Source organism: Arthrobacter ramosus, assembly GCF_039535095.1.
Lineage (GTDB): Bacteria > Actinomycetota > Actinomycetes > Actinomycetales > Micrococcaceae > Arthrobacter > Arthrobacter ramosus.
This window is the reverse complement of sequence record NZ_BAAAWN010000001.1, coordinates 5066889-5085493: the sequence shown is the minus strand read 5'-3', so window position 1 is coordinate 5085493 and position 18605 is coordinate 5066889. Positions and strand designations below refer to the sequence as shown.

The window sequence follows — 18605 nt, the reverse complement described above, 5'->3', positions numbered from 1 at the left end:
CAAAAGAAAGCAGGGCAACGATGTCCGTTTCAGTCACGCCGACAATATCCCGCCGCACAGCCGTCCTCGGCATCCTGGGCGCGGTGCCCCTGGCCCTGCTACCGGCGGTCTTCGGCGCAGAATCGGCCAAAGCTGACACCCTCACCGGCGTCTTCCACGGGCCCACCGGCTACGACCAGCTGTACAGCACCACGCCGACCGAACGCGGTCCGCGCGACCCGATGTCCACCCAGACGGTCCAGCTGCACTCGACCACATGGCCAATCTCTCCCGGACAGACATGCTGGGTCTCCTGGACGAAGAACGGGGTCGCCCAGACCGACGTTGGCTGCTCCTTCGACTACAACAATGGCAACAACAGCTATTGGAAGGTCAACCTCGGCTCCTTCGCGAGGGGCGACCAGATCACCTACACCGTCCACGCCGACGTCGACGGCGCAGGCGCGATCACCAGCGGCCCGTTCAGCTTCGCCGTCACCGACTGGTCCGGCACCGGCAACGTCAGCGGCTACACCGACAACGGCACCTCGGTCGACGTCGCTGTCAGCGACACCTCCGGCAGCTTCTCCCCCAAGATCCGCTACACCTTCCCTGCGCCAGACCGCTTCCACGTCCAGATCGCACCCCACGGCACCGGCCTGAATATCACGGGCGCCACGGGCTACACCGTCACCGACACAGGCACCACGCTACAACTGGCCACCAGCGCGCTGAAGGTGAAGATCCAGAAGAGCCCCTACCGCGTTTCCGTCTACAAGGCCGACGGCACCACGCTGATTGCCCAACAGTACGACCCGGCCATATTCCGGAACACCGGATGGGCCAGCGACGGCGCCACCACAGTCACCAAGATCGAGGACCATTGGCTGACCCCCGCCGGAGAACGGTTCGAGGGCTTCGGCGAACGGTACGACTACCTGGACCAGCGCGGCCACGACGTCGACAACTACGTCTATAACCAGTACCAGGATCAAGGACCCACCCACCGCACCTACATGTCGGTCCCGTTCTTCACCAACTCCGCAGGCTACGGGGTGTACGTCCCCAGCACGCGCTACTCGCTGTTCAATGTGTGCACCTATCTCTCCGACATGGTCGGCTTCACCGTCGACACCGGCGGCGCGCTCGACTCCACCGTCGACTATCACTTCCTCACCGGTACCCAGGGAAACATCCTGGATGCCTACACCTCTCTCACCGGACGCCCATGGCTGCCCCCGAAATGGGCGTTCGGCCTGTGGATGTCCGCCAACGAGTGGAACACCCAGACCGAGGTCACGAACGAGCTCGCCAACGTCACAAGCAACAACATCCCTCACAGTGTCCTGGTCCTGGAGCAGTGGAGCGACGAGGCCACCTTCTACGTCTGGCACGGTGCGACTTACACCGCCAAGCCTGGCAGCGGCGCCCTGGCCTACACCGACCTCACCTTCCCGTCCGGCGGCGAGTGGAGCGACCCCAAGGCCATGGTCGCCGCCGCCCACGCCCAGAACATCAAAGTCGTCCTGTGGCAGATCCCCGTGCTCAAGCAGGACTTCAGCACCAACCCCGCCACCGCGCCCCAGCAGCACCTCAACGACCAGAGCTACGCCGCCGCCCAGGGCTACCTGATCGGAGACGGGGTCGGCGGGCAATACCGGATCCCCACCGGGGAATGGTTCGGGGACAGCACCATGCCGGACTTCACCAATGCCGCGGCGACGTCCTGGTGGATGAGCAAGCGCGCCTACCTCTTCGACGATGTCGGCATCGACGGGATGAAGACCGACGGCGGCGAGATGGTCTTCGGCCGCAACGCTTCCTTCTCCGACGGCCGCAAGGGCGACGAGATGCACAACGGGTATACCAACGCCTACACCGGCGCCTACGGCACCTATGTTCAGACCAAGAAGAACGGAGACGGGGTCCTGTTCAGCCGCGGCGGAACCGCGGGTGCGCAGGCACACTCCATCTACTGGGCCGGGGATCAGGCCTCGACGTTCTCGGCCTTCCAGCAGGCCCTGCGTGCAGGCCTGAGCGGCGGGGAGTCCGGCATTCCTTTCTGGGCGTGGGACATGGCCGGCTTCACCGGGACCTTCCCGAGCAGCGAGCTCTACCTGCGGGCCGCCGCCCAGCAGACCTACTCACCGATGATGCAGTACCACTCCGAGAAGTCCGATCCCAGTCCGTCAGAGGCCCGGACCCCCTGGAACGTCCAGGCCCGCACGGGCGACACAACGGTGGTCCCCACGTTCCGCAAGTTCGCCAACACGCGGATGAACCTGATCCCTTACATCTACACCGAGGCCAAGAACGCTTCCCTGACCGGGTTGCCCCTGCTGCAGACCATGCGGCTGGCCTTCCCCGGGGACGCCTCGGCGGCCCCCCTGGACATGCAGTACATGTTCGGCCGCCAGCTGCTCGTCGCCCCGATCACCACCCAAGGGGCGACCTCGGTCACGCTCTACCTCCCCGGCGGGGAATGGCACGACGTCACCAACGGCGGCAAGGCCTCCGGTCCCGGCAACAAGACCTACATCGCCGACACCTCCACCATCCCGGTGTACGCCCGCGACGGCGCCATCATCCCACTGAACCTCAACGCCAACTACGAATACGGCGGAAGCATCGGCAACGACGTTTACAACTACACGAACCTGGTCTTCCGGATCTACCCCGCAGGAACCACCTCGGCCGACTACTTCGACGACGCCGCCGGTACCGTCAAGCAGATCACCAGCACTGAGAACTGGAGCAGCCACCAGGTCATCGCCACCGTGCCGCCGCTCGCCACCACCGCAACCCTCCAGGTCAACACCACCGTCCCCAGCACCATCACAGTCGACGGAATCGCCCTGACCGCCTACAGCACGCTCAGCGGCCTCACCGCCGCGGCAACCGGCTGGTACTGGGATCCCGTCCAGCAGTTCACACTCATCAAGATCGCCTCCGGAACCACCACCCGCACCGTCATCCTCTCCGGGGTCAACAAGAGCGCATACGAAGCGGAATTCGCCACCGCAACAGGAACCACCACCAACACCAACCACCCCGGATTCACCGGCACCGGCTTCGTCGACGGCTTCACCGCCGCCGGTTCCTCCCTCACATTCGACGTCAGCGCCAACGCCACCGGAACCCACCAACTCACCTTCCGCTACGCCAACGCCACAGGCGGGCCAGCCACCCGGACCATCTACGTCGACGGAACCTCCGTCGGAACCCTCACACTGCCCACTCTGGCCAACTGGGACACATGGGGCACCGCAACCATCAGCACCACCCTCAGCTCAGGACGGCGCTCGGTGAAGATCTCCTACGACACGGCCAACACAGCCGCCATCAACCTCGACAACCTCACAGTGGGCAGGCCATGACCGCCCCGCGCCGAGACCGGCGCCGAAACCGCCTCAGCGGGATCCTCGTCGGAATGATGCTGCTGCTCTCCTCAACCGCCGGGGCCACCTTTGTGACCGCCGTCCCGGCCCACGCGGCAGGGATCCAACGCGTCCAGTTCACCGGAGCCGGCGACTACCTGGTCGCGGAGTTCCTCAGCGACGACCTGGTCCACTTCGAAATGGGCACCGGATCCGGGCCCGGCGCCGGAGTGGCCATCCCCACCACCGACCAAGTCGCATCGACCAGCTACGCAGGCCCCACCGCCTTCACCCAGACCGCCTCGACCGCCAGCAGCGCGCACATCCAGGTCAGCGTCAACACCACGACCATGTGCGCCGACGTCACGGATACGACCCGGACGCCGGCCCTGCTGCTGCACACAGTCTGCCCACGGAACCTGACGGCAGCGTGGAAGGGGCTGTCCTTCACCAAGTCCGCCATGCAGGACGCCTACGGCCTCGGCGAAGAATTCTTCACCGGCGGCAATGCCGATGGCGACAGGGTTGGAGTCGACCGCTCCTCCCCCGGCGCCTACGGCAACACCATGAACTACGACGTCGACAACGGCCCAGTCGGAAACACCCAGATCCCCGTCCTCTTCGCCGTCGGCGCCAACAATGCCAACTACGGCCTCTTCGTCGACCAGGTCTACAAGCAGGACTGGAACCTCACCGCAGACCCCTGGACCATGGACACCTACGGCGACCAGCTGCGCTGGTACGTCATGGCCGGTCCCAGCCTGCCGGACCTGCGCAAGAGCTACATGAACCTCACCGGCCACCCCCCGGTGCCACCGCAGAAGGCATTCGGGCTCTGGAACTCCGAATACGGGTACAAGAACTGGACCGAAATCGACAACACCTTGGCCGGCCTGCGCGCCGACAAGTTCCCCGTCGACGGATTCATGCTCGACCTGCAATGGTTCGGTGGCGTCACCGCAGGCTCGGACAACACCAAGATGGGTACCCTCCAGTTCGACCCGACCAACTTCCCCAACGCCGCGTCCAAGATCGCCGACTACCGCGACAACCAGGGCGTCGGCCTCATGACCATCGAAGAGTCCTACATCGGCAAAGGACTCCCCGAATACACCAACCTTGCCAACCAAGGCTTCCTGGCCCGCGCCGGCTGCCCCACCTGCGACCCCGTCTACCTCAGCGCCAACGACTGGTGGGGCCGCGGAAGCATGATCGACAGAACCCAGCCGGCCGCCGGCGCCTACTGGGCCGCCACCAAGGAACAGCCACTCGTCAACATGGGCATCCTCGGCCACTGGCTCGATCTCGGCGAACCCGAAATGTATGACTCCAACGACTGGACCTCCGGCCTGCTGCCCGGCAAACACGCCCACGCCGACTACCACAACCTGTATGCCCTGGAATGGGCCAACAGTGTCGCCAAGGGGTACACCGCCGCTTCGTCAACCCAGCGGCCCTTCCTGCTCTCCCGCTCCGGAGCCGCCGGTATCCAGCGCGACGGCGCAGCCATGTGGTCCGGTGACATCGCCACCCGCATGACCGCCCTTGCAGACCAAACCAACGTCCAGATGGAGATGTCGATGTCCGGCATCGACTACTTCGGCTCCGATATCGGCGGCTTCCACCGTGACGAGGCCATCGCCGGGTCCGACATCAACGAGATCTACACCCAATGGTTCGCGAATTCCGCATGGTTCGACGTCCCGATCCGCCCCCACACCGACAACACCTGCAACTGCCAGCAGACAGCCCCCGACAAGATCGGCGACGTCCCCAGCAACCTGGCCAACCTCCGCCAGCGCTACGAGCTCACCCCGTACTACTACTCCGTGGCGCACAACGCCTACAGCACCGGAGACCCCCTCGCCCCGCCGCTGGTGTACTACTACCAGAACGACCCCAACGTCCGCACCATGGGCAGCGAGAAGATGATCGGACCGAACATGCTTGTCGGCGTCGTCGCCGCATCAGGCGAACGGCAGAGGAACATGTACCTGCCCGCCGGCACCTGGTACGACTACCACACGAACAAGAAGTACGTCAGCACCGGCCAGTGGGTGAACAACCTGCCCGAATGGACCAACGGAGTCTTCCAGCTCCCCGCATTCGCCAAGGCCGGAGCGATCCTGCCCAAGATGTACGTCGATGACAAAACGATGAACGTCACCGGCGCCCGCACCGACGCCACCACCCGCAACGAGCTCGTCGCCCAGGTCTACCCCGACACCAACGCCTCCAACTTCACCCTTACCGAAGACGACGGCAAGTCGGTCAACTACCAGACCGGGGCGCAGCGCCTCACCGGCATCACCCAGCAACTGTCAGGGTCCACCGAAACCGTGAACATCGCCGCATCATCAGGCACCTACACCGGAGCGCCGGACAGCCGCCAGAACGTCGTCCAACTCGTCACCGACGAAACCCAGGCCTCCGCCGTAACGCTGAACGGAATGCCGCTGACCCAGTACGCGAACAAGGCAGCCTTCGATGCCGCCGCCAGCGGCTGGTACAACGCTGGAGGCAACCTCGTCGTCGCTAAATCCGACAGCACCGCGGTCGGGACCACGAAGTCTTTCCAGTTCACCCTCGGCCAGACCCCGGTATCAGCCAGCTTCACCTGCTCAAACGGCACCACCACGAGCGGGCAGTCGGTCTACGTCGTAGGCAACGTCCCCGGGTTGGGGAACTGGTCACCGGCCGGCGCCGTCAAGCTCGACCCCACCTCCTACCCCACCTGGACCGGAACGATCAGCGACCTCCCGCCGAACACTGCCATCGAATGGAAATGCATCAAGCGCCAGGAAGCCAACTACCCCGCATCCGCAGACGCCTGGCAACCAGGCTCCAACTCGACCTTAACGACCCCCTCGTTTGGGTCTGCCGGCGCGACGTCGGGAGGGTTCTAATGCCCGGGGACCGAAATGGTCCGTAGGGCCGCGGCGACCCCGAATGCATGACCATGAGGCCGTGAGCGCGTATCAACAATAGAAGACCGACAGGGCCAGAGAGGCCGCTCCTGTGATCGGAGTGGCCCTCTGGCAGGACGCGAAAATGCCCTGGCACTATGTGATGGTGCCGGGGCATTTATCGTGGATCACCGCGTGATCTAGGCGCTTTAGTTGCTTGTTAACGGCTTACGGTAGCTGTCCACCGTGACCTCCAGCGCTTCGTGCCATGGTGTTGCCGTGACACCCAGCATCTTCTGCGTCTCCGCGGAGTCGATCACGAAGGGCATCGTGAATTGGTAGCTTGAAGCCGAGATCTCGCGCAGGATGGGAATGACCGTGCCTGAAGCGCTGAGCAACCATTGCGGGATCCGCGCGACCCGACCATTGACGCCCCAGCGCTCGTTCACCTGCCGCACGATTTCCGAACGGGGGACGGATGCACTCGGCACATGCCAGGCGCGCCCCCATTCGCCCGTGTGGTCGGCAGCTGCGATCAATGTCGCGGCGATATCGGGAAGGAAGCTCCAACTGTGCTCTAGCGCAGGGTTCCCAACGACCCGCGCCGTTTTGGAAGCCAGGAGTGGTTCGAAGAAGCCACCGCCAAGGTGTGTCGACATCCCCGCAGCCCCGGGACCGAAGTAGTCGCTGGCACGAACCTCCACGGCCCGGATTTCACCGCGTTGGTGCGCGGCGAGCACTTTCTCCCAACCCGCCTTGCGTACCAGGCCCTTTTTCTCGGTGGTGGCGAGCTGTGAGTGCTCGGTCATCGGACCGGCCGGCGGTCCGTACGCATAGAGGTTGCCCATGAGTACAAGCGCGGCCCCGGAGTCACGGGCCGCAGTGATCACAGCGTCGAAGATCGGTGGCCAGTCGGCTACCCACTTGGTGTACGGCGGGTTGGTGCACACAAAGATCGCGCCGGCTCCGCACGCAGCCTGTGTCACATCGGCCGGGTTGCTGGCGTCCAGCTTCACGGGAGTCGCACCAGGGATCGTAGTGCCGCTGCGCGTGCCGAGTGTGACCTGGTCTCCACGGGCGGAGAGCTGCCTCGCGAGCGTCCCGCCTACCAGTCCCGCGCCGAGGATGAGATGGCTTACCACGATGGTTATCTCCTGAGCTGTCCGGCCACGCGTTGCTGGGTGACACGGCACACCCTACAACACGACGGAGCCCATCACCCTTGACAAGGTCCGACGGTGGAATGAATGATACGAGCCTCACCAGCTTTGTCCTTTCCGGTGGTCAATAGCTGAATTGGTGTCCAACAACGTCGAAAGAGCGCATTGACAGTAATCGTGTGGGCGTGTTTTTCAGTCGGGTTGGTTGGGTTGCTCCTGAACTGGATGAGTGTGATCGGAACGCTGATCGTGCCACGTCCGCTGCACAGCAACCTTTCACGGGTGACCCATTTGGTCACTGCGAAAATCTTCTTTGCCATCACAAAACCCGTCACCTCGTACGAAGCGCGTGATCGGATCCTTGCCTGGCAGTCTCCGATGGCGCTCTTCGTCCGCCTGCTGGTTTGGGTGATCCTGTTCGATCTGTCGTTCAGCCTCCTGCTCCTTCCCTTCGTCGACGGCGACTACTGGGCAGCTTCAAGCGAGGCCGGCTCCGCGATGTTCACCCTCGGCTACGCTGCGCCATCGAATGTCGGCAATACGGTGTTGGTTTACGTTGCCGCGTATACCGGGTTGATTGTCATCGCTTTGCAGATTGGTTACTTACCAACCCTCTATGCAGCCTTCAATAGGCGGGAGTCGGAGGTAACGCTCCTGGTATCGCGGGCAGGTTCACCTTCATGGGGACCGGAGCTTCTTGTGCGCACACGGTTTGGCATGGCCGCTCAAACCAGTACGAGCGAGCTCAGCGAGCTTTACCAAAGGTGGGAGCGATGGGCCGCGGATGTAGCCGAATCACACAGCACCTACCTCACCTTGGTGTGGTTCCGTTCACCTTCACCGCAATCCAACTGGCTCAACTCCCTCCTCAGCGTCATGGACGCGGCCGCGTTGCAGCTTTCCTTGAGTCCGGGGTCTGCCCCGAGCACCCGGGCGCGGCTGGTCCTTCGGATGGGTTTCACCTGCCTGAATCAAGTGGCGCGGGCTATTCGTATCCCGGTCGAGGAAGACCCAGATCCCGATTCCGAACTCGACGTGAAATTCGAAGACTTTCAAGCGGCCGTGGAGCTCATGCGGGCCGTCGACTACCCGGTTGAGGTGACGGCGGAACAAGCGTGGCCCCACTTCAGGGGCTGGCGCGTCAACTACGAGAAGGTCGCATACGCCCTTGCCTACGCGATCGACGCCCCGCCATCAATGTGGAGTGGCCCACGACGCTTCGCGTCCGAACCGATCATGCCGCACCGGCCAAAGAACCGCACTTCCAAGGACGTCAAGCCGGACGACCCGCAAATGATCGCCCAGAGGAAGACACGGTGACATCAAAGTGCAAGGATGGCACAAGAAATGACCGCTGACCCACATCGAAGAGGAGAAGCATCATGCCCATGATCGACGTGTACGCCACGACAGGAACCTTTGCCGACAAGCATCAGCTCGCCGTTGATCTGGCATCGACGGTGATGCGGGTGGAGCAGGTTCCGGATATCCCGATGTTCCGCAAGAACACGGCGGCATTTATCCACGAACTCCCGGAGGGGGATCTGTCGAATGTCGACGGCGACAGCAACTACGTGCGCGTCCAGGTGCTCACGAACGCGGGTGCACTGAACCGCGAAAAGCAGCTCGCTTTGGTCGAACAGCTCACCGCGCTCGTCGCGACGGCGGCCGCGGATCCGACACTGCCCGATCGAACCTGGGTCCTGCTCACGGAAGCCCCCGACGGCGGCTGGGGCCTCAACGGCCACGCCAACACTAACGAGGAGCTCATCGCAGCCGCGCGGGCACAGATTGCCTCCCTCCAAGGGCAGACCCCGCAGGCCTGACTTCGGCCAGCAACCGGGAAAGAGGGGGCCAAGCGCCCTCTGACGTGAACTTGGCTACTCGGCAAACACCTGCTTGGCGACCGCCATGGCGGACATCGCTTTCGGCCAGCCCGCGTAGAACGCCAAGTGCGTAATCGCCTCGCTCAATTCGGACTCGCTCAGTATCTCAGGGGCCGGGATTAGAGCGGCGGAAATCTTCTGAGGCCAACGACGCCGCCCGCGGCAATGAGGGTTCCGCCGAAGGCCACCAGGATTCCAGCCACCGAGACGGTTGGAGCGATGGGATGGTCGCTCTGGGCAGGGGCGCCGGGGTCAATGCGGGCGGCCGCCGCCGAGGCTGAATTTTGCGTCGAGGGGCTCGGATTGGAAACGATCGGCGACGGCACCGCAGCGGTGATCGTAGCGGGTGGCGCCACCTGGGTGGGTGCCGGTTCGGCGGTCACCGCCGGCGCGGTCGTTGAAGCGCCACCGGGAGGAACTGCGACGCCGGGATCCGGCTGGGGTTGCGGTTGTACCGGTGGGCTGGCCGTGGTGGACGGGGTTGCTTTGCCCGTCGGCCGGGGAGATGGGGAGCTGCCGGGAGAGCACATGCCAACTACCCCTAGAAGGCCTTGCGAATCGCAGGATGCGGCCCCTGCGGTCTCCGCTGGCGCAAGTGCGATAAGGCACAACGCGAAAGGGAGCGCGACGAGGGCAACTGGAACCTTCCGGCGAGTCATGGCTTCGACTCTACCTACTCTGCGGCAACTTGGGAGGGAAGCGGCGTTGGCTTCAATCCCTGAGCTGCCCCAGAATCCGGGCCAGCTCGTCGCGATCTTCTGCGCTGAGCCGGGCAAAGTACTCGGACGACTTGCCGCGACGTTCGGCGCTGATCTTCGCGAAGAGCTGCTGGCCGGCTGGGGTGGCGGCGACAAGGGTGGCCCGCCGGTCCGTGGGGTCCGGATCGCGACGGACGAGGCTTTTGACCTCCAGCTGGTCCACCACTTCCGTGGCCGAACGCGGCGCAATGCGCAGCCGTTCCGCCAGGTCTTTCAACCGCATCGGCTCCCCGGGCGCCGGGCGCATAAGCGTCATGAGCGCCCGCCACTGGTGCGGCGTCAGCTCCCAGGGCGACAGCTGCTCGGCCCAGGTCCGGCGCAGCCCTCGGAAAGCGGCATGGAAGAGATCGCCAAGGTCGGCAGAATCGGAGGGCTGTGAGTGCATTTTGCCAGTCTAGCAATTTGACCCGTAACCACATAGTGAGGTAGCCTCTGTATTAGAAAGGCGCGATTCCCGCGCCCCGCTCGCCACTGGAGGTGGTGCTTATGACGGAGAATATCCTCACCCAAAATCCCCATCGTCCGGGCGCTGGAGCCCGAAATCCCGGCCGCGGCCCCGCCCGCCTCAATCCTGCCGACCGCACCCAGCTAAAACAGCATCCCGTGAGCCTCAAACGGATCGCCGGGCTGTTCACACCGCACAAGGTGACCATTGCCGCCGTCGTGCTTCTCATCAGCGCGTCGAGCATCATCGGCTTGGCACAGCCGTTCCTCGTCCGCCACATCATCGACGTCGCGCTCCCCGGCAAGGATCTACCGCTTCTCGCGTGGCTGGCCGCCGGATTGATCGCCGTGGCAGCCGCAACCGCACTCATCGGCGTGCTGCAGACCTGGATGACTACGGGCATGGGCCAGAAGATCATGCACACGCTGCGCACGCGCTTGTTTACACACCTGCAGCAGCAATCACTGGGATTCTTCACCCGGACCCGCAGCGGCGAGGTGCAGTCGCGGTTGAACAACGACATTTCCGGCCTGCAGCAGGTCATCACCTCCACCGCGACCGGTGTTGCGTCCAACCTGACCACGGCAATTGCCACCGCCATCGCCATGGTCGCCATTTCGCCCGGGCTCTCGCTCCTGTCCCTGATAGTGATCCCGCCGGCAGTCTTGTTCACCCGCCGGGTGGCCCTGCTCCGGCGCAACATCACGTCCACGCTGCAGAGCGAACTGGCCACCATGAACACGCAGGTCGAGGAAGGACTGTCGGTCTCCGGCGTCCGGCTCTCCAAAACCCTCGGAACCACCAAGCGCGACGCACACCGCTACACGGAAAGCTCCAAACGGCTGATCGGACTGGAGATGCGCTCCCAGTTGGCCGGCCGCTGGCGGATGTCCACCATGGGCATCATCTTCTCGGCCATTCCGGCGCTCATCTACCTGGCCGCTGGACTGCCCGTCACGAGCGGAGGCATGACCATCGGGACGCTCGTGGCGTTCACTGCCCTGCAGGGTGCGATCTTCCGCCCCGTCATGAGCCTCCTGGACCTCGGCGTCCAATGGGTCACCGCGATGGCCCTTTTCAGCCGCATCTTTGAGTACCTGGACTTGGCTCCCGAGATCACTGCCCCGGCGCGGCCCGTCCCGGTGGATCCGGCCGCAGTGCGCGGCGAGGTCCGCTTCGAAGGCGTCCGTTTCGCGTACGACGGCGGCACTGAAGTCCTGCTCGGCATCGACCTTACGCTTCCGGCCGGCACCAGCACCGCAATCGTGGGCCCCACGGGCTCCGGGAAATCAACACTGGGCTCGCTGGTCCCCCGCTTGCATGACGCCACGGCCGGACGAATCACCATTGACGGTGTGGACGTCCGCGACATCGCCCCTGAGGACCTGACGAAAATCGTGGGTGTCGTGTCCCAGGAGACGTACTTGATTCACGACACCATCCGGGAAAACCTGCTGCTGGCCGCACCCGGTGCGGACGACGCAGTCCTGTGGAGCGCCCTGGCCTCCGCGCAGATCGCGGACCTGATCGCAAGCTTGCCCGACGGCCTGGACACCATGGTCGGCGCCCGCGGCCACCGGTTCTCCGGAGGAGAACAGCAACGCTTGGCCATTGCCCGAACCATCCTGCGCAATCCTAAAGTGCTGGTTCTCGACGAGGCCACTTCCGCCCTGGACAACGCCACCGAGGCCCAGGTCCAGGCGGCGCTCGACCGGCTGGCGGTTGGCCGGACTACGCTCACCATCGCCCACCGGCTCTCCACAGTGGAGAAAGCCGACCAGCTGGCAGTGCTGGCCCGGGGTGCCATCGTCGAGGCTGGAACGCCCGGACAGCTTCGCGATGCCGGCGGCGCGTACGCACGGCTTGTCGAGGCCGGAGGGACTGTGGAGTTCGCCGGCGCCGCAGCCCGCCTCACGGCATGAACCGGTATCCGATCCCCACCTCGGTGATCAAGTGGCGCGGGTTCCCGGGCTCCGCTTCCAGTTTCCGCCGGAGCTGCGCCATGTACACGCGCAGGTAGTTGGCTTCCTTGGCGTAGGCCAGGCCCCCAGACCTCGCTGAGGAGCTGCTGGCACGGGACTGGTCTGCCCCATTGAACCTCTCCCAGTGACCAAGGACCGGGAATTGCCGGTGTCCTGGTTCGAGGAAATGCCAGCTACCGGCATTGAAGGCCTTGTCTGCAAGGGGGCTTCCCAGGTTTACGTGGGCGGCAAGAAGCAGTGGTTAAGGTGAAGTACCGCCGGTCCGTGGACGTCGTGTGAACTCTCGCCATTTCGTACGTGTTGCAAGGAGGATTCATGAGATCGGTCGTACTGTCGGGCCATGGTCGAATCTGGCGGCGGGACGTGGTGGCTGCACTTCGCCAAGGACTCCGGCCCAGCACGGGATGACGGTCTCCTGGCCCGCGTTGGCCGGCTGGGTGTGCGGCTCGATGCAGGGCGCCCGTTGTTCCTGGATCACGAAGGCGTGCCGCATGACGCGGGCAACAAGTTCTTTGCCAGCGGGCGGATGCGGAATCTGACGGCGGGAACGAACCGACAGTACGCATTTGCCCTTCGGACCTGGTTCAACTTCCTCCAGACGCGGAGCAAGGAGTGGACAGGGGCAGCCGAAAACGATCTATTCGACTATCGCTTCTGGAGGACCTCGGCCTTGGATAATCCGCGTCGTATTTCCGGCGCGACATGGCAGGGCGACCTTGCCGCAATCCTTGCCTTCCACGACTGGGCCGCAGACCGGCTCGGCACGAACCGGCTCCTTCCCGCGGCTCAAAAGCAAGCGTGGGTAGGGAACCGGGTCGCGGTGCGAGACCCCCGCGCCAGAGCCTCGGCGATCCGTGCAGCAGACGTCAAATGGCTCTCTCCAGGAGCGTTCCGCCTGTGGCGTGACGTCGGGATCCACGGAAAGGAGCCCGGCGGGGCGGAGAAGACGCGCTGGAGGCCGCGGTCCCAGACCCGGGATGCGGCATTCGTTGACGGCCTCTACAGGACCGGACTGCGCATACAGGAGCTCGCCTCGATTTGCCTCATCGAGCTCCCTACCGACGGTGCCGCGAAAGCCTACGCCACGGCTCGCCTGGCGGGCAGCTGCGCAAAGGGCGGCCGGAGCCGACGGTACTGGATGGGCCGCGAGTCGCTCGACGGCATGTGGAACTACGTCCAGACCGACCGGGCCGCCGCGATCCTCCGCGGCCTCGAGAGCGGCTTGTACGAAAGCCTGGCCGGCAGGCGGATTGTCCAGGGGATAACCGACCGTGGCCTGGTGCGGATTGCCGAACCGGGTGGAAGTACCGTGCTCGCGAACCTGAATGACCTGTCCCCGGCCGACCGGAGCCTGCTGTTCATCAAGGGACCGGACGGTCTGGAGGACTTCCGGGAGCAGTTCGGCGACACATGGTCTCTGGTGCAGACGATGCTCGGGCATTCGGATGTGAACACGACCAGGAACATCTATCTTGAGCCTTTCATCGGACTGCGGGGACGAGGCGGACGATTCCGTCCGCCGACGGGCTCTTCGAAACCCTGCGTTCCTTCGCGAACCTCATCCTGACCAGGCCAAGACCGGCCGCATGCGTGGGCGAGCTGCGGGCCGGATATGTCCTCGAGCTGCGGATGCTGGGGACACGGGAAGGAAACGCGGTCGTGCTCGCCCTCACGACCGTGCTTCGAGGCGTCGACGGTGTCCCGAACGAGTTCCGCGATGCCCTCTACACCCCGGTCCGGGCGACGACCCCCCGCGCCGCTGTCCAGGCCTACACCGGGGCTGAGTTCCGCCAGATCCGGCGGGCGGCCAGGCGCATCGTCCGAGCCGGCGGTGACGCGTATCCGGGCTGCCCGGGCCGAGGCCGACTGATACCTGTCCGGGGACCCCCGGCCGGGAGACGCCTGTTTCCGGGCGGGAACGAGGGCAGCGAAGCTGGCATATATCGCAGTTCACGGGGGCGTCCCACGACGCGACAGCGGCAAGGTACGGTACTCGTCTTGCGCGGACCTGGTCTCGGAACTGCACCCTCTGAGGCACGAAGCCGAGGCCATGGCAATCCTGATGATGTGCATGACGGGCCTGAACGCATCGACGGTGCTGGGAATGAGTGCCGAGCATTCCGTGTCGACCGCCCTCGGTGAGGTTCCTGCCCTGGTCACACGTGGCAGCAAACCACGGCGCGGGACCGCTGCGGTCCGAGATGGACCTGACCCTCTCTGCCGCGCGGAGACCATTGGTGGACCGGGACGACTACGGCTCCGCCCACGGCGTTTACGAGATCGCCCTCGAGTTCGGCCGTGGCGCCCGGCAGTACCTCGCCTATCCCGATCTGATCGTCTACCACTCCTTCAGCTATCGGTTGGGAACCCCCGGGAATCTGGGCTACCGCACGCCGGCTGTGGGCCTCTTCGGGCCGCTGGAGGGTTTTTCAGATGGGGACGGCATGCCCCGGCGCGTGGATTCCCGTCGGATCCGGCGGACCTTCCTCGAGCTTCACCAGCGCCCGGTTGCCCAGGCCAGCGCCACGCTTGCCTCTGTCAACCTCGTCCGTGACCGAACGTCGCTCAGTAGCTATCAGGATGTCGTGGCAGTAGCTCTCAAAGGCGAGGTCGAGAGGATCCGCGCCGAGAACCTGGACCGCACCCTCAGCGATGAAGACTGCCGCGCAGCCCTTCACGACCCGGCAGAGGTAGCGGCGAGGTTCGGAGTCAGCGAGGAGATCCTTGGGAAAGTGCTCGCCGGGAGACTGGACACGGTCGGATCGGCCTGCGTGGACAACGAGCACAGCCCTTACAGCGAGCAGGGGCGGCCGTGCACGGCATCGTTCCTCCTTTGCCTCACCTGCCCGTGCTCGCGTTCCGAGCCCAGGCATGTGCCGGTCCAGGCCCTGATGCTCACTGAGCTCAGAGCCCGACGCACCGAGATAACGCCGTCCGAGTGGGATCGGCGTTTCGCCCCGGCGGCCGATCGGCTCGACGACGTCCTTCAGCTCCAGCGCGCAGATGTCCAGGCGGGGGCCGGGCGAGCCTCCGCCGAAGACGCCCGCCTTGTCCGAGCCCTCCTTGAAAATGAGTTGGAGATCCCATGAGCTTTTACGCCATCGACACCGGCCAGCCGGCACCGGTGTCCGGTACTCCGGTCCTGCTCGGCCGACCGATCCGGCCGGAGATCGCCCCGGAGACGCTGTCACGGTTCGGCGATGACCGTTGGGACCTCACTGCCGGGATCTTCGAGGACCACAGCGACTCCACGAGCATCAACTTCAAACGGCTTCCGCAACCATGGCGGGACGCGGTCAAAGGGTACCTGTGGCAGCTGATCAACGAAGACCATCCGCGCGCCCTGCCATCCGCCCGCGCCGGAATCCGCTGCTCCTTGCGATCGGTGTCGTTCGTGAAGGGACCTATCGAGCGGCTGATCATCTGGGCTGCGGGACGGGGTCTGGAATCTTTCGCGGAGCTGGACGCGGCGCGCCTCGATGAGTACTTGGCATTCCTGGGCGATTCGGGGGTCTCCTACGGGTCCAGGCGGCACTCCGTCGCGGAAGTGCGGCGGTTATGGGCTTACCGAGACGTGGTTCCGCCGCGGCTGGCGATGCCGGACGCTCCACCTTGGGACGATGCGCCCGCCAGAGAGCTGCTGGGCGCACGCACCGACGTCCAGCCGCACAACCGCATACCCCGGATCGGCGATGCAACGCTCGTCCCCCTGCTGGCATGGGCGATCCGGTTCATCGAAGAGATCTCGGCAGACATCGTCCCAAACTTCGACGAATACCGTAGGACCACCATGGGAGGACGCGGATACCGACAGGCCGGCCGAAGGCTGTATGAGAGGGACCGGCATCAAAAGCTGGTTCATGTCCTGGCCCTGCTGCGCGCGGCAGGCCTCGGGCTTCCCGGCCGCGTGCTGACCGACGGGACACACACCGCCTGCTACATCGTGATCGCCTACCTCTCGGGCATGCGACCGGGAGAGGTCCTGACCCTCACAACCGGGTGCCTCCACCACGATCCCGAGCGGGACCTGTGGACACTCACCGGCACGCGGTGGAAAAGAGCAACCGGATCCCACGGCGGCAAGGCAGAAGAAGGCGCAACGCGTGAGAACCCGTGGGTCATCCACCCCCTCGTCGCCCAAGCCTTCACCATCGCCGAGGAACTCGGTGACGGACGCTTTCTCTTCGGCAGGAGCATCCGACCCAAGGAAAACCGGCCGAGGACCCGCCGGTTAAGAACGCGGCCAGGCCAGGCCCGGACAGCCACGCAAATCGCAGGAGACATCGCTTCGTTCGCGGAATGGGTCAACGGCTTCTGCCGCGAGAACAGCCGTCCGGACACCATCCCGAATGACTCCGACGGGCGCATCGCCCCCAGCCGCTTCCGCCGAACCCTCGCCTGGCACATCGTGCGCCGGCCCCGCGGCTTGGTCGCCGCCGCAATCCAATACGGCCATATCAACGTCCACGTCACCCAGGGCTACGCCGGAAACCACGCCTCGGGCTTCCCGGACGACCTCGCCTTCGAACAATGGCTTGAACGGATCGACCAGGCCACAGACCTCGAAGCGTACCTCAACACCGGAGGACACCTCAGCGGACCGGCCGCCGGCGAACTCGAACAACGCGTCAGGGTAGCACGCGAGAAATTCGCTGGGAAGGTCCTCCTCACCGGCCGCCAAGCCCGAAAACTCCTCCAAGACCCCGTACTCCAGGTCTACCCCGGACGCGGGCTCCACTGCGTATTCGACCGCGCCAAAGCACGCTGCATCCCGGCCACGGATGGCGGCGGCCCGGTCCTGACCGGATGCCAACCCGACTGCGCCAACATCGCCCGCACCGGCTCTGACATCGACGAACTCCGCGCCCGGCTCGCCGGCATTCCGGACGACTCGCTGGCCCCGCTGATCCGTCACCAGCGCACGACCGCCATAAGAGAGTCCATCCAAAGCATCATCGAAACCCATCAGAACCATGACGACCCAGGAAAAAATCCGCCAAGCCCTCGAACGCAGCATGGACGATCTCCTGGACGGCCGCGTGCCCGGCCCCCTCACAAGCCTCCGCCTCGTCGAACTCGCCGGCGTCAAGCGCCACCGGCTCACCCACGACAACCCCGACATCAGCTCAAGGTTCCAGGAGCGGGCAAGAGAGCTGAACAGGACAAAACCCGAGGTCGAGAACCTGCGGAAGGCCCTAGCCGACGAAAAGGAGCGGAATGCCCGGCTCACCGCAGCCAACTGTGACTTGGACAAACGGCTCAAAACCTATGCGACTGCCCTCCTGGATGTGCTCGAGGAAAGAGACTCGCTCAGAGATACCCTCTCCCGCCGGGGGGCATTCCCATCCCAGCTGTGAATTAACCGCCCCTCCCAACTCACAGTCATACTTTTGCGACTTCGAGATTGGGGACCTGGCTGGAAAGACATCCAAGGTTCCACCCTGCATTTCACCCCACTTCATCTTCCTGGCTGAATCTGGGCTATCGGTGGTTCAGGGAACTGACAGCCAAGGCCCTGCGGCACGGCGCGTTCCGTTCCATGTCGCCGCCCTGGCCGTCGTCCGGTTTGAGGACGTGCAGGATCAGGGCGCGCGAGCGACTGAAGCCGCCTAAACTCATCGGTCGTCGTGCGTGCTGCAGGCTGCACACAGGCCGAAGACATCCCAGGCGGGGTCTGCCTGGACGAAACCCCGCTCTGCGGCCGCCGTGCGGAGGGCAGCGTCGGCTTCCGTCAGCTCCAGTTCGACGGTCCGGCCACAGGAGCGGCAGACGAGGTGGTGATGGATTCCCTGAGGCGAGTGGCAGGTGTGGTACAGGGTGGTGCCGTCGGGGCCGTGGAGCACGTCGGCAAGGCCTGCTTCGCAGAGTCCGGCGAGATTCCGGTAGACGGTGGAGAGGCCGATCGGTGTGCCCTGCTGCTCAAGGATCCGATGCAGGGCCTGGGCGCTCAGGTATCCTTCCCGGCCCTCCAGTGCCGCTCGCACGGCCTCCTGCTTGCGGGTCTTTCGTCTGTTCACAGCCGCGACGCCCCCTCGGTGCGCTCCAGCCCCCGACCGGAGGGCGGTTCAGTTTGATTGACAATGATAACCATTCTCATGTAACTATTTGAGTG

The 18605-nt window shown here is 64.7% G+C and carries 13 protein-coding genes and 2 pseudogenes; 9 read left to right on the top strand and 6 right to left on the bottom strand.

The window, feature by feature from the left end; genetic code table 11:
• The first annotated feature begins 20 nt into the window (after positions 1–20).
• Together ABD742_RS23435 and ABD742_RS23430 are read left to right on the top strand one after the other, a co-directional pair.
• Entirely contained in the window at positions 21–3356 is a 3336-nt protein-coding gene (locus tag ABD742_RS23435) for a TIM-barrel domain-containing protein (RefSeq protein ID WP_234751723.1), read from the top strand.
• Complete coding sequence (locus tag ABD742_RS23430) at positions 3353–6262, top strand: TIM-barrel domain-containing protein (protein ID WP_234751720.1); 2910 nt, start codon at positions 3353–3355, stop codon at positions 6260–6262. Before ABD742_RS23435 ends, ABD742_RS23430 begins: the two co-directional genes overlap by 4 nt.
• 209 nt (positions 6263–6471) lie before the next feature.
• Here ABD742_RS23430 and ABD742_RS23425 read toward each other — a convergent pair whose 3' ends face one another.
• A complete protein-coding gene (locus ABD742_RS23425; RefSeq protein WP_234751718.1) occupies positions 6472–7404 on the bottom strand; it encodes an NAD-dependent epimerase/dehydratase family protein in 933 nt (310 codons plus the stop codon).
• A 249-nt stretch (positions 7405–7653) separates the two neighbouring features.
• Between ABD742_RS23425 and ABD742_RS23420 the strand changes: the two genes are divergently transcribed.
• Both ABD742_RS23420 and ABD742_RS23415 read left to right on the top strand, forming a co-directional pair.
• Positions 7654–8742 carry a hypothetical protein gene (locus ABD742_RS23420; protein WP_344789195.1) on the top strand — a complete coding sequence of 363 codons (1089 nt, stop codon included), beginning with the start codon at positions 7654–7656 and terminating at the stop codon, positions 8740–8742.
• A gap of 62 nt (positions 8743–8804) precedes the next feature.
• Entirely contained in the window at positions 8805–9248 is a 444-nt protein-coding gene (locus ABD742_RS23415; RefSeq protein ID WP_234751712.1) for a hypothetical protein, read from the top strand.
• A 54-nt stretch (positions 9249–9302) separates the two neighbouring features.
• On the opposite strand, the gene ABD742_RS23410 is transcribed toward ABD742_RS23415, so the two are convergent.
• The 3 genes from ABD742_RS23410 to ABD742_RS23400 are packed head-to-tail and all read right to left on the bottom strand — an operon-like array spanning position 9303 to position 10451.
• Positions 9303–9395: a carboxymuconolactone decarboxylase family protein gene (locus ABD742_RS23410; RefSeq protein WP_425547592.1), complete on the bottom strand. Its 93-nt coding sequence runs from the start codon at positions 9393–9395 to the stop codon at positions 9303–9305.
• Positions 9396–9427: 32 nt separating this feature from the next.
• On the bottom strand, positions 9428–9967 hold the full coding sequence (locus tag ABD742_RS23405) for a hypothetical protein (RefSeq protein WP_234751709.1): 540 nt from the start codon (positions 9965–9967) through the stop codon (positions 9428–9430).
• 52 nt (positions 9968–10019) lie between these two features.
• A complete protein-coding gene (locus ABD742_RS23400; protein ID WP_234751707.1) occupies positions 10020–10451 on the bottom strand; it encodes a MarR family winged helix-turn-helix transcriptional regulator in 432 nt (143 codons plus the stop codon).
• 101 nt (positions 10452–10552) lie between these two features.
• On the opposite strand from ABD742_RS23400, the gene ABD742_RS23395 reads away from it, so the two are divergent.
• Positions 10553–12433, top strand: coding sequence for an ABC transporter ATP-binding protein (locus tag ABD742_RS23395; protein ID WP_234751705.1), 1881 nt, complete (start codon positions 10553–10555; stop codon positions 12431–12433).
• Here the strand turns inward: ABD742_RS23395 and ABD742_RS23390 are convergent.
• A pseudogene (locus ABD742_RS23390) lies at positions 12423–12585 on the bottom strand (winged helix-turn-helix domain-containing protein); the annotation flags it as partial. The gene ABD742_RS23395 and the pseudogene ABD742_RS23390 overlap by 11 nt on opposite strands.
• A gap of 248 nt (positions 12586–12833) precedes the next feature.
• Between ABD742_RS23390 and ABD742_RS23385 the strand changes: the two are divergent.
• The 4 genes and pseudogenes from ABD742_RS23385 to ABD742_RS24435 form a co-directional block, all read left to right on the top strand.
• Positions 12834–14060, top strand: coding sequence for a hypothetical protein (locus ABD742_RS23385; protein ID WP_234751703.1), 1227 nt, complete (start codon positions 12834–12836; stop codon positions 14058–14060).
• A 595-nt stretch (positions 14061–14655) separates the two neighbouring features.
• A complete protein-coding gene (locus ABD742_RS23380) occupies positions 14656–15582 on the top strand; it encodes a hypothetical protein (protein WP_234751701.1) in 927 nt (308 codons plus the stop codon).
• Complete coding sequence (locus tag ABD742_RS23375) at positions 15579–17738, top strand: hypothetical protein (protein ID WP_234751700.1); 2160 nt, start codon at positions 15579–15581, stop codon at positions 17736–17738. The genes ABD742_RS23380 and ABD742_RS23375 overlap by 4 nt, the downstream gene beginning before the upstream one ends.
• Before the next feature lie 129 nt (positions 17739–17867).
• A pseudogene (locus tag ABD742_RS24435) lies at positions 17868–18035 on the top strand (IS630 family transposase); the annotation flags it as partial.
• Positions 18036–18108: 73 nt separating this feature from the next.
• Here ABD742_RS24435 and ABD742_RS23365 read toward each other — a convergent pair.
• Complete coding sequence (locus ABD742_RS23365; RefSeq protein ID WP_234751699.1) at positions 18109–18510, bottom strand: Fur family transcriptional regulator; 402 nt, start codon at positions 18508–18510, stop codon at positions 18109–18111.
• Positions 18511–18605 lie beyond the last annotated feature (95 nt).